The organism is Listeria booriae (genome assembly GCF_000766865.1).
GTDB classification, from domain to species: domain Bacteria; phylum Bacillota; class Bacilli; order Lactobacillales; family Listeriaceae; genus Listeria_A; species Listeria_A booriae.
In genome coordinates this window covers 135,544-148,926 of sequence record NZ_JNFA01000030.1, presented here as the reverse complement: position 1 = coordinate 148,926, position 13,383 = coordinate 135,544, and the positions used below count along the sequence as shown (strand labels likewise).

7 protein-coding genes are annotated in these 13,383 nt (G+C 42.5%); all 7 read left to right on the top strand.

Going from position 1 to position 13,383, the window contains the following annotated elements; translation table 11 throughout:
* Positions 1–73: 73 nt before the first annotated feature.
* The 7 genes from rplL to pbp4 all read left to right on the top strand — a co-directional run bounded on the left by rplL (position 74) and on the right by pbp4 (position 13,251).
* Positions 74–442: a 50S ribosomal protein L7/L12 gene (rplL, locus tag EP57_RS15365; protein ID WP_036088149.1), complete on the top strand. Its 369-nt coding sequence runs from the start codon at positions 74–76 to the stop codon at positions 440–442.
* A 143-nt stretch (positions 443–585) separates the two neighbouring features.
* The gene (locus EP57_RS15360; protein ID WP_036088148.1) at positions 586–1,191 is read left to right on the top strand and encodes a class I SAM-dependent methyltransferase; all 606 of its coding nucleotides are present in this window, start codon (positions 586–588) and stop codon (positions 1,189–1,191) included.
* Between the two features lie 164 nt (positions 1,192–1,355).
* Positions 1,356–2,228 (top strand): anti sigma factor C-terminal domain-containing protein, encoded by an 873-nt coding sequence (locus EP57_RS15355; protein WP_036088147.1) that lies wholly within the window; start codon positions 1,356–1,358, stop codon positions 2,226–2,228.
* A gap of 283 nt (positions 2,229–2,511) precedes the next feature.
* Positions 2,512–6,069 (top strand): DNA-directed RNA polymerase subunit beta, encoded by a 3,558-nt coding sequence (gene rpoB, locus EP57_RS15350; RefSeq protein WP_036088145.1) that lies wholly within the window; start codon positions 2,512–2,514, stop codon positions 6,067–6,069.
* 107 nt (positions 6,070–6,176) lie between these two features.
* Positions 6,177–9,791 (top strand): DNA-directed RNA polymerase subunit beta', encoded by a 3,615-nt coding sequence (rpoC, locus tag EP57_RS15345; protein ID WP_036088143.1) that lies wholly within the window; start codon positions 6,177–6,179, stop codon positions 9,789–9,791.
* A gap of 384 nt (positions 9,792–10,175) precedes the next feature.
* Entirely contained in the window at positions 10,176–11,162 is a 987-nt protein-coding gene (locus tag EP57_RS15340) for an aromatic acid exporter family protein (protein ID WP_036088142.1), read from the top strand.
* Between the two features lie 58 nt (positions 11,163–11,220).
* Positions 11,221–13,251 carry a penicillin-binding protein PBP4(5) gene (gene pbp4, locus EP57_RS15335; protein WP_036088141.1) on the top strand — a complete coding sequence of 677 codons (2,031 nt, stop codon included), beginning with the start codon at positions 11,221–11,223 and terminating at the stop codon, positions 13,249–13,251.
* Positions 13,252–13,383: the final 132 nt, after the last annotated feature.

The window sequence follows — 13,383 nt, the reverse complement described above, 5'->3', positions numbered from 1 at the left end:
TTACATGGTGAATCTTCACCAACAACCAATCTCGGCATAGACCGAAAATATATTATAATGGAGGAATTTCAAAATGGCTTTAAACATTGAAGAAATCATTGCTTCCGTAAAAGAAGCAACTGTATTAGAATTAAACGATTTAGTAAAAGCAATCGAAGAAGAATTTGGCGTAACTGCTGCTGCTCCTGTAGCTGCTGGTGCTGCTGCTGGTGGCGCTGCTGCTGAAGAGCAAACTGAATTCACAGTAGAATTAGCTTCTGCTGGAGATCAAAAAATCAAAGTTATCAAAGTGGTTCGTGAAATCACTGGTCTTGGCTTGAAAGAAGCTAAAGAAGTTGTAGATAACGCTCCTAAAGCTCTTAAAGAAGGCGTTACTAAAGAAGAAGCAGACGAAATCGTTGCTAAACTTGAAGAAGTTGGCGCTAACGTAGCTGTTAAATAAGAACGATAAGTGTAGCGCGCGGGTACTCTTTGCAGAATCTGTTAGATACCAGCACGCGAAACTAGACACGAAGAGCACCAAATTAGCCTAATGCTGATCTTGGGGCTCTTCGTTTTTTTATACATAGAAAGGTGGCGGCAAACATGGGCAATAAACATTACTACACAAAAAATAGTGATTTAGACCATAACCGTAAAACATGGAACTTTGAACTACGAGGTTCTTCTATCAAATTTATTAGTGATGCTGGCGTTTTTTCGAAGACAACGGTGGATTTTGGGTCGCGTTTGTTGATTGAAAGTTTTGAGGCAACAAGTCCAACTGGGAAGTTCTTGGATGTCGGCTGTGGCTATGGTCCAATTGGTCTTGCTTTTGCGAAAAGCTATCCGGCAGCGCAAGTGGACATGGTTGACGTGAATGATCGGGCGCTGGAATTATCTGCGGAAAACGCGAAGAAAAACGGTTTGGAAAATGTTCGTGTTTTTGAAAGTTCGGTGTATGACGCGGTTGCGGATTGTGATTATACTGATATTATTAGTAACCCGCCGATTCGTGCTGGGAAGAAAATTGTGCATGAGATTCTTTCGGGAAGCTTCGAACACCTGCAAACTGGCGGCAGTCTTTGGATTGTTATTCAGAAGAAACAAGGTGGGCCTTCTGCGGCGGCCAAGATGGAAGAGGTTTTTGGTAATGTGGAAGTTGTGACGAAGGATAAGGGGTATTTTATTTATCGGAGTGTGAAAGAGTAAGAACAGTGAAGTTACTATTTTAAATGAGATGGTAGCTTTTTTTTTGTGGAAAAATTGTTGAATAAAGTCTTTTTGTATATGAAATAGCCAATATATAGTTGTTAGTGGTTAAATATGTTCATATGGAGTATAATTAAGAAAACATATGAAATGAGGGCATATTTATGAAAACTGGTACCAAAAAGATTTGGATGACATTAGCAACGTTGGCAGTTCTTTGTGGGATTGCTTTTGTCGTGTTATTGAAGTCAGTGACATCTAGCGCTGTACAATTAGATGAAGATGTTCTGAATCAATCTATCGTTAACTCACCAAATGTGAAATTAGGAAATCAAGTGAAGATTTCAGCAGACTTATTTGGTGGTAAGTTCATGTATAAACAAATGAAAGATGTTGATGGATACATAATTCCGTGGTCGGATGTGTATGCTAGTTATACTAACTCCGGGGACAACTGGTACCAAGGGAATGCAATGAGTGAGACGAATGGTACGACGGAGTTTGCCGAAAATACGAATCAAAAAATGATGCATTTTTATAAACCTGATGGGAGCTATCCAAGTGTGGCAAACGAACTTGAAGGTTTGACAGGAAATACGAATAAGGTCATGGAAGTTGCGATATCATTTGATAAACCATACGATTTGCAAGAAGTTGTAGGTTTTCTGCCGACTAATCTTAATGTAGCATGGTTTTGGCTAGAGGCTGAGAATACGAATGAGCTGTTAGATATGGCGCAAGTTTACGGATTTGAAGGCTTGCAAAAACCGATTTCAGGAGTCAATGATAAGGAAGTGTACGCTGCAAACTATAGTAATTTCCTTGCGGGACTTGATAAGTTGCAAAACAAAACTAGCAAAATGGCGGACATGTACGCAAAATATAGCGAACTAAGCTGGAACGAGGTACAAGTCAAAGGTATCATCGTAACGGGACAAGAAAAAAACCTCAAAACCATTGCGAACCACAAATTCATCCGCGCCTCAGAAATCGGCGCAACAGCAGACATTGTTCCATATATCAAACCATACAAATAACCCCAAACGAAAAGGCTGAATTGGCGAAGTGTATTTTGTTGACTCAGTCTTTTCACTATGCTATTATAATAAGATGCCAAAAGAATCGATATTGCCATTTTTGACGGTAAATATGGAGGAATTGCAGTTTTAGCCTGTTTGGTTCACATAGCAAGAAAATAGTGGTTTTCTTTAAGGAGCCCACTTTCTTTTTGTCTTTTTTAGGTATTTTTGCCAAGTTCCATTGTACTATTTTTGTTGCAATGTGCTTAATAAATTTAGTTTATTTGAGAGGGTGAATGAGTTGTCAGGTCAACTAGTTCAGTACGGAAGACATCGCCAACGTAGAAGTTTCGCTCGTATTAGTGAAGTGTTGGAGTTGCCAAACTTAATCGAGATTCAATCAGCGTCCTACCAATGGTTTTTGGATGAAGGATTGCGTGAAATGTTCCGCGATATCTCTCCAATTGAGGATTTCGCTGGTAATTTGTCACTAGAATTTATCGACTACGATTTGGGAGAACCAAAATATTCAGTAGAAGAGTCGAAAAACCGTGATGCGAATTACGCTGCACCACTACGCGTAAAGCTACGTCTCATCAATAAAGAGACTGGCGAAGTGAAAGACCAAGAAGTATTTATGGGTGATTTCCCACTCATGACCGAAATGGGTACATTTGTTATCAATGGCGCCGAGCGTGTTATTGTATCCCAATTAGTGCGTTCCCCAGGTGTTTATTTTAACGGTAAACTAGACAAGAACGGTAAGAAAGGTTTCGGTTCTACTGTCATCCCTAACCGTGGGGCGTGGCTGGAATATGAAACAGATGCGAAAGATGTTGTCCACGTGAGAATCGACCGGACGCGTAAATTGCCAGTTACTGTGCTTTTACGTGCGCTTGGATTCGGCTCCGACAGCGAAATTTTAGAATTAATCGGTGAAAATGACTACTTACGCAACACACTTGAGAAAGATAATACAGATAATGCGGACAAAGCATTGCTTGAAATTTATGAGCGCTTACGTCCTGGTGAACCGCCAACTGTTGAAAATGCGAAGAGCTTGCTAGTATCTCGTTTCTTCGATCCAAAACGCTATGATTTAGCGAGCGTTGGTCGTTACAAAATCAACAAGAAACTGCATTTGAAAAATCGTCTATTCAATCAAACACTTGCAGAAACATTAGTAGACCCAGAAACTGGTGAAATTATTGCTTCTAAAGGTGACATTTTAGATCGTCGTAAATTAGATTCTATCATTGAGAACTTGGAAAATGGAGTTGGTTTCCGTACGTTGCGTCCTACAGATGGCGTTATGGAAGACAGCGTTGTTGTTCAATCTATCAAAATTTACGCACCAAACAGCGAAGAAGAAAAAATTATCAATGTTATTGGTAACGCGTATATCGACGAAAACGTGAAACACATCACGCCAGCCGACATTATTTCTTCTATCAGCTATTTCTTCAACTTACTTCATGGAGTAGGCGACACAGACGATATTGACCACCTTGGTAACCGTCGTTTGCGTTCAGTTGGAGAACTTTTACAAAATCAATTCCGTATTGGTTTATCTCGTATGGAGCGTGTTGTTCGTGAGCGTATGTCGATTCAAGACATGAGCACTGTAACACCGCAACAATTGATTAACATTCGCCCAGTTGTGGCATCAATTAAAGAATTCTTTGGTAGCTCTCAGTTATCACAGTTTATGGATCAGACGAATCCACTTGCCGAATTGACGCATAAACGTCGTCTTTCAGCGCTTGGACCTGGTGGTTTGACGCGTGAACGTGCTGGTTATGAAGTGCGTGACGTGCATTATTCTCACTATGGTCGTATGTGTCCGATTGAAACGCCTGAGGGACCAAACATTGGTTTGATTAACTCCTTATCATCTTTTGCGAAAGTGAATAAGTTTGGTTTTATCGAAACACCATATCGTCGCGTTGATTCCGAAACGAATCGCGTTACCGATCATATCGATTACCTAACTGCAGATGAAGAGGATAATTACGTAGTAGCCCAAGCGAACTCCAAATTGGATGAACTTGGTACTTTTACAGAAGAAGAAGTAATGGCTCGTTTCCGTTCTGCCAACTTAGCGGTAGAAAAAGAACGTATCGATTACATGGATGTATCGCCAAAACAAGTAGTTTCGGTCGCGACGGCATGTATTCCGTTCCTTGAAAACGATGACTCCAACCGTGCGCTAATGGGAGCCAACATGCAACGTCAAGCTGTACCGTTGATGCATCCGGAAGCTCCAATCATTGGAACAGGTATGGAACACGTTTCAGCACGTGACTCTGGGGCTGCTGTTGTTTGTAAACATGATGGCGTTGTAGAACACGTAGAAGCAAAACAAATCTGGGTTCGTCGTATCTCAGAAGTAGATGGCAAAGAAGTAAGCGGTGGAATTGATAAATATACATTGCGTAAATTTGTCCGTTCAAACCACGGTACTTGTTATAACCAACGTCCAAACGTAGCAGAAGGAGATCGCGTAACAAAAGGAGAAATCCTTGGTAACGGACCTTCGATGGATGCTGGAGAACTTGCACTAGGTCGTAACGTTCTTGTAGCGTTCATGACTTGGGACGGTTACAACTACGAGGATGCGATTATCATGAGTGAACGTCTTGTAAAAGATGATGTTTACACGTCGATTCATATTGAAGAATTTGAATCAGAAGCTCGTGATACGAAACTCGGACCTGAGGAAATGACGCGTGACATTCCTAACGTTGGGGAAGACGCATTGCGCGACCTTGACGAACGCGGAATTATTCGTGTCGGAGCGGAAGTAAAAGACGGAGACCTACTAGTAGGTAAAGTAACGCCAAAAGGTGTCACAGAACTTACAGCAGAAGAACGTTTACTACACGCTATCTTCGGTGAAAAAGCACGTGAAGTTCGCGATACATCACTACGCGTACCACATGGCGGCGACGGCATTGTCCTTGACGTGAAAATCTTTACACGTGAAGCTGGCGATGAGTTACCACCAGGCGTTAACCAACTCGTTCGTGTTTACATCGTTCAAAAACGTAAAATTCACGAAGGCGATAAAATGGCTGGACGTCACGGAAATAAAGGGGTTATCTCTCGTATTTTACCAGAAGAAGATATGCCATTTATGCCAGACGGAACGCCAGTTGATATCATGCTTAACCCACTTGGGGTACCATCACGTATGAATATCGGACAAGTATTGGAGCTTCACTTAGGTATGGCAGCTCGTTACCTTGGCATCCACATCGCGACACCAGTATTTGATGGCGCGAACGATGACGACGTATGGAGCACAGTAGCCGAATCAGGTATGGCACCAGATGCGAAGACCATTTTGTATGATGGACGTACTGGGCAACCTTTTGATAACCGTGTTTCTGTAGGTATCATGTATATGATTAAACTTGCCCACATGGTTGATGATAAATTGCATGCTCGTTCAACTGGACCTTACTCACTAGTAACGCAACAACCACTAGGCGGTAAAGCACAGTTCGGTGGACAACGTTTCGGGGAAATGGAAGTTTGGGCACTAGAAGCATACGGTGCCGCTTATACACTCCAAGAAATCCTGACGATTAAATCCGATGATGTAGTAGGACGTGTGAAAACATACGAATCTATCGTCAAAGGTGAAAGCATTCCAGAACCAGGCGTACCAGAATCCTTCAAGGTATTAATTAAAGAGCTTCAAAGTCTAGGAATGGACGTTAAAATCCTATCTGCTGACAAAGAAGAAATCGAATTACGCGACCTAGAAGACGAAGAATTCGGCGCTCAAAACGACGCTTTCAACATCGTATCCGAGCCAACTAAGCCAGCGGGTATCATTGACTCTAACCAGTAATTAAAATTGTGACATGAGGTAGATTGCTACACTAGTTAAGTCTAGCCTAGCAATCTCCGTCACTATTTTATTAGATATGAGATCATAAAAATAGGAGGTAGACCAGTTTGTTAGATGTGAAAAATTTTGAGTATATGAAAATAGGTCTCGCGTCTCCAGATAAAATTCGTTCATGGTCACACGGAGAAGTTAAAAAACCAGAAACAATCAACTATCGTACGCTAAAACCAGAGCGCGACGGATTGTTCTGCGAAAGAATCTTCGGACCAATGAAAGACTGGGAATGTTCTTGTGGGAAATACAAACGTGTTCGCTATAAAGGCGTAGTTTGTGACCGCTGTGGCGTTGAAGTTACGAAGTCCAAAGTTCGTCGTGAACGTATGGGACACATTGAGCTAGCTGCACCAGTTTCGCACATTTGGTACTTTAAAGGTATTCCAAGTCGTATGGGGTTAGCCTTAGATATGTCACCACGTGCGCTAGAAGAAGTTATTTACTTCGCTTCGTACGTTGTTACAGAACCAGGCGATACACCACTTGAGAAAAAACAATTGCTATCTGAGAAAGAGTACCGCGTTTACCGCGAGAAATATAGCCAATCATTCCAAGCCGGAATGGGCGCAGAAGCAATCAAGAAACTTCTACAAGACATCCAACTTGAAAAAGAAGTTAATGGCTTGAAAGAAGAATTGAAATCTGCACAAGGACAACGTAGAACGCGTGCGATTCGCCGTCTAGAAGTTCTAGAAGCGTTCCGTCACTCAGGCAATGATCCAAGTTGGATGATTCTTGACGTACTACCAGTTATCCCACCAGAAATCCGCCCAATGGTTCAACTTGAAGGTGGACGTTTTGCAACAAGTGATTTGAATGACCTTTATCGCCGTGTTATTAACCGGAATAACCGTCTGAAACGCTTGCTTGATTTAGGTGCGCCTAACATCATCGTGCAAAATGAAAAACGTATGTTACAAGAAGCAGTAGATGCGTTGATCGATAATGGTCGTCGTGGCCGTCCAGTAACAGGACCAGGTAACCGTCCATTGAAATCACTATCTCACATGCTTAAAGGTAAACAAGGTCGTTTCCGTCAAAACTTACTAGGTAAACGTGTCGATTATTCAGGTCGTTCCGTTATCGTCGTAGGTCCGAACCTTAAAATGTACCAATGTGGACTTCCAAAAGAAATGGCTCTTGAACTGTTCAAACCTTTCGTGATGAAAGAACTCGTTGGCCGTGGCCTTGCTCATAACATTAAGAGCGCAAAACGTAAAATTGAGCGTTCTTCACCAGAAATCTGGGATGTTTTAGAAGAAGTAATTCGTGAGCATCCAGTCTTGCTTAACCGCGCACCTACACTTCACAGACTAGGTATTCAAGCTTTTGAACCTACGTTAGTTGAAGGTCGCGCAATTCGTCTTCACCCGCTTGTATGTACTGCCTATAATGCCGATTTCGATGGTGACCAAATGGCCGTCCACGTTCCTTTATCCGCAGAAGCACAAGCAGAAGCACGTATTTTAATGCTTGCAGCCCAAAACATTTTGAACCCGAAAGATGGTAAACCAGTTGTAACTCCTTCCCAAGATATGGTATTAGGTAACTACTACTTGACATTGGAACGTGAAGGAACAGTTGGTGAAGGTACCGTGTTCACTGATATTAATGAAGCATTGCTAGCTTATCAAAACGGCTATGTTCACTTGCATACGCGTATCGGTGTTGTCGCAGGATCAATCGATAACGAAAGATTCACTGACAAACAACGCAAACAATTGCTAATTACAACAGTTGGTAAACTTGTTTTCAATACAATTTTGCCACCATCATTCCCATATATTAACGAACCAACAAGCTACAATCTAGAAGTCGAAACACCTGAGAAATATTTCGTGGATACGAACGTTGACGTGAAGAAACATATTCAAGAACAACCAGTCGTAGACCCATTCAAGAAGAAAATTCTTGGAAATATTATCGCAGAAGTCTTCAAACGATTCCACATTACAGAAACATCTAAAATGTTGGACCGTATGAAAGACCTAGGCTTCAAAATCTCTACACAAGCTGGTATCACAGTAGGTATCGCTGACATCTTGACGCTGGAAGAAAAGCATGACATTCTTGAAGAAGCGCATGATAAAGTAGAGAAAATCACTAAAACATTCCGTCGTGGTTTGATTACCGATGACGAAAGATACGAACGCGTTATTGCTGTTTGGAATGAAGCGAAAGATGTCATTCAAGGCAAGCTGATTTTGAGTTTGGAACGTCTAAACCCGATCTTCATGATGCAAGACTCCGGAGCTCGTGGTAACATCTCCAACTTTACACAGCTAGCAGGTATGCGTGGTCTGATGGCCGATCCATCTGGACGTATCGTAGAACTTCCAATCACATCGAACTTCCGTGAAGGTCTGACTGTCTTGGAATACTTTATCTCTACCCATGGTGCTCGTAAAGGTCTTACCGATACAGCCCTTAAAACAGCCGATTCTGGTTACCTTACTCGTCGTTTGGTTGACGTGGCGCAAGATGTTATCATTCGTGAATACGATTGTGGCACCGACCGCGGTCTAGAAATCCAAGCAATCCGTGAAGGTACTGAAATTATCGAGGCACTAGAAGAACGTCTCGAAGGTCGTTACGCTCGTAAATCAATCAGACACCCAGAAACAGGCGAAGTTATCGTTGCTGAAAATGACTTGATCACAGAAGAGAAATCACGTCTAGTCGTTGAAGCCGGTATCGAAAAAGTAACTATCCGTTCTGCATTCACATGTAATACAAAGCACGGTGTATGTAAGAAATGTTACGGTAAAAACTTGGCAACAGGAACAGAAGTTGAAGTCGGAGAAGCTGTTGGTATTATCGCGGCACAATCCATCGGGGAACCAGGTACACAGCTTACAATGCGTACGTTCCATACAGGTGGGGTAGCCGGTGACGATATTACACAAGGTCTTCCACGTATCCAAGAAATTTTTGAAGCACGTAATCCGAAAGGTCAAGCCGTTATTACAGAGGTAGAAGGTGAAGTCATCTCTATCGATGAAGCGCGTGACCGTCAACAAGAAATCGTGATCCAAGGGAAAGATGAAGACCGTCGTAGCTACAGCATTCCTTATACTGCTCGCCTCCGTGTTAAAGTTGGCGATAAAGTAGACCGTGGGGAAGCTCTAACAGAAGGTTCCATCGATCCAAAAGCATTGATTCGCGTACGCGACGTGCTTTCCGTACAAGAATATCTACTTGCCGAAGTACAAAAAGTTTACCGGATGCAAGGGGTTGAAATCGGCGATAAACACGTTGAAGTTATGGTTCGTCAAATGTTGCGTAAAATCCGCGTAATGGACACTGGTGATACAAACATCTTGCCAGGTACATTAATGGACGTGCATACATTTACAGAGTCTAACCGCGACGCATTACTTGCCGGCAAACAACCAGCAACTGGACGTCCAGTGTTGCTAGGTATTACAAAAGCATCTCTTGAAACAGATTCCTTCTTGTCCGCCGCATCATTCCAAGAAACAACACGTGTTCTTACTGATGCAGCAATCAAAGGTAAAACCGATGAATTGCTCGGCCTGAAAGAAAATGTTATCCTAGGTAAACTGATCCCAGCTGGTACAGGTATCCACCACTACCGCAAACTGAAATCATCCGTACTAGGAAAAGAACAAGAAGTTGCAGATGTAGAAGAAACGACGCATATTTAATTAGATGCTGAACGCGCCCGTCTAGACCTGAAAGCACTTGGAGCCTCCGCAGGAAAAGTCCTCTTTTGACTTTTTCGGAGGAGGTGAAAGTGCCGAAGGTTTGGCGCGTGAAGCTCGATAGACCAAGATGCTGAACGCGCCCGTTCAGACCTGAAAGCACTTGGAGCCTCCGCAAGGAACGAATGCTCATGGTATTCGCACTCATATTGCTACTCTAAGAAAACGATTTTCTAAGAGTGGCAACAAAGTGCTGAAGGTTTGGCGCGTGAAGTTCAACGGTTAATATTAAAAGCTATCCGCGAAATTTCGTTTTTCGTAGGTGGCTTTTTTATTTGTCATAAATAGTGTAAAATAGGTACGTATATGAAAAAGAGGTGAAAGGCTTTGAAAATCGGATTGCGTACCGTAAAAACCGCAGTCGGCGCGACCCTTGCCATCCTTATCGCAGAATGGCTTGGCCTCGAATACGCCGTCTCCGCTGGGCTAATCACGGTACTCAGCATTCAAAACACAAAAAAGGGCTCCATACAATTAGCAGTGCAGCGCGTCTATTCGACGGTTATTGCCCTAACAATTTCGGCAATATTTTTCCTGCTACTCGGGTTTAACGCCATTGCATTTGGGTTATACTTACTCGTCTTCATTCCCATCGCAGTGCGCCTAAAAGTAACCGATGGCATCGTCGTCAGCTCTGTGCTCGTAACACACATCCTAGTCGAGCAATCACTATCCCTATTCTGGTTCACCAACGAAATGCTCCTCATGGCAGTCGGCGCAGGAATCGGCATCCTCCTAAACCTCTACATGCCAAAAATGGACATCGAGATGAAACAACAACGCCAAAAAATCGAATCGATCATGCGTCAAATTTTCTTTTGTTTTGCGCAAGATTTGAAAAGAGAACCAGTTTACCTAGACGAAAAGAAGCTCATCAAACAATTATCAGCCTATCTAACAGAGGCTAACGAACAATCAAGGCGCCATTTTGACAATCAATTGTTCGCTGATTCACGATATTACATCAAATACATCGACATGCGAACCGTTCAACTCCGTGTCATCAAACAAATGAGCCTCTCCATCCAAAGCGTCAGCATCCTAACTAACCACGCTACAAAAATGGCCGAACTAGTCGAAAAAACCGCTTTATCACTCTCCGAACAAAACCCCGCAGAAGACTTAATCGAAGACGTAAACCAAATCCTAACCGATTTTCGCCAAAGTGAATTACCCAAAACACGCGAAGAATTCGAAGGACGCGCTTTACTTTTCCAGTTTTTAAATGATTTGCGGTATTTGTTAGAGTTAAAACGCGATTTTACGCAGCAGTTCAAAGAAGATAAAGAATTATTAAAGATTAACGCTAGCTAAGTGCTAGCTTTTGTAATATTTGCTATAATGATGGAAAAAGAGAATTGGGGGAACCAAGGTGCGCAGACAAAAGAAAAGTAGAAAAGGCTTGTGGATCAGTATCATCGTCGCAGTAGTCCTAGTCATTGCGGGCGGAGGCGCTTACTATTATTTCATGAATAGCAGTGCCAAGAACGAGAAACTAGCAAACGAAGCAGCAGAAAATTTCACAACCAACATTAAGAAACAAAAGTTCACCAAATTGTCCGACGACGTTACAAAACAATCACTAAAACAAAGCGGTTTTACAGCAAAAGAAATGGAAGCGAAGTACGAAACGGTATATACAGGCATCGATGCGCGTGATATCAATGTTTCTAATCTAAAAGTAAGCTATGACGACAGTAAAAAGAAATATAACTTAGCCTACAGTTTAACGATGACAACGACGCTTGGCAAAATGGGCAAGCAGAACTATAAAGCAACAATCTCTAGCGAAGACGATAATTGGAAAGTCGACTGGCAGCCAAATCTAATTTTTCCAGGTATGGTGAAATCAGACAAAGTCCGCCTGACAACTGATGAAGCTAAGCGCGGTCAAATCCAAGACGTCAACGGCAAGGGCCTTGCGATAAACAAGAACGTGAGCGAAGCAGGCATCGTCCCAAGTGAATTAGGAGACGGTGAGACGAAGACCAAAAATCTAGAGGCTATCAGTAAGCAATTTGACATTCCGGTTGCTGATTTAGAGAAGAAACTATCTCAAAGCTGGGTACACGCGGACACATTTGTTCCAATCAAAGTTCTAACAACTGGCGCGCCCGTGCAAATGCCAGGCGTGAGTTACGCGACAATCGAAACGCGTTATTACCCACTAAGCCAAGCCGCAGCACATCTTATCGGCTACGTTGGCGAAGTTAGCGCAGAAGACATCGAGAAGAACAAATTGCTAAACGTAGGCGATTTCATCGGAAAAGCTGGCCTTGAACGCTACTACGACAAAGCACTGCGCGGCACAAACGGTGGTAAAATCATCGTCGTGAATGACGACACTAAAGAAGAAACCGTTCTTCAAGAAAACAAGAAAAAAGACGGCGACACGATCAAGCTAACAATTGACAGCATAATCCAACAAAACGCATTTAATGCACTAAAAGGCGAAGCAGGTTCCGCGACGGTCATCAATCCAACAAACGGCAACCTCGTAGCACTAGTGAGCTCGCCATCGTATGACACGAACCAAATGGTAGCAGGTATTTCTAGCGAAGACTACAAGAAACTTACGGATGACAAAAAACTTCCATTCCTAGCCCGTTATGCCACACGTTACGCGCCAGGTTCTACTTTTAAAACAATCACAGCAGCAGTAGGTCTAGAAAATGGCACTACAAAACCAGATAAAGTCCGCGAAATTTCCGGATTGAAGTGGCAAAAAGACACATCATGGGGTAACTATTTTGTAACCCGCGTTCATGATATTCCAAAAGTAAACATGGTTGATGCATTAGTAAACTCCGATAATATTTATTTTGCTCAAGAAGGTTTAGCGATGGGTGAAACGAAATTCCAAGACGGCTTGAAGAAATTCGATTTCGGCGAAGAATTCGATTTACCATTCAACATGGAACCCGCTCAAATTTCCAACGACGGTATCAAAACGGATATTTTACTAGCGGACACAGCGTACGGCCAAGGCGAACTTCTCATGTCACCAATCCAACAAGCCGTAGCTTACACACCATTCGCGAACAACGGCAAGATGGTCTATCCGAAACTAACCGAAACAGAAAAAACAAAAGCGGCCAAAGATTCCATGAGCGCAGACACAGCTAACACAGTCAAAAATGCACTCGTACAAGCCGTTTCCAAACCAGAAGGAACCGCGCATAAATTACAAATCGCTGGCAAAAACATCGCAGCCAAGACAGGAACAGCAGAACTGAAACAAAAACAAGGCGAAAGTGGTCTAGAAAATGGTTTCTTACTAGCATTCGATAGCGACAATCCGCAATATCTAATGCTAGCCATGATCGAAGACGTCAACGGCCGAGGCGGTAGCGGTCTTGTTATTGATAAAATGAAACCAGTTATCGAATCGTTCTATAAATAGTCATCAAACCTGAGAGGTCTCCGCGACTTTTCAGGTTTTTTTGAAATTACTTTACTTTCCAATTCGAACGCGGTATAATAAGTAAAATATTAATTCCGAGTAAAACGATGCGAATTATTAAAAAGGGAGGAA

Bases quoted from the DNA above. Each gene is read 5' to 3' on its own strand.
- rplL (WP_036088149.1), top strand. From the start codon at position 74: ATGGCTTTAAACATTGAAGAAATCATTGCTTCCGTAAAAGAAGCAACT.
- EP57_RS15355 (WP_036088147.1), top strand. From the start codon at position 1,356: ATGAAAACTGGTACCAAAAAGATTTGGATGACATTAGCAACGTTGGCA.
- EP57_RS15360 (WP_036088148.1), top strand. From the start codon at position 586: ATGGGCAATAAACATTACTACACAAAAAATAGTGATTTAGACCATAAC.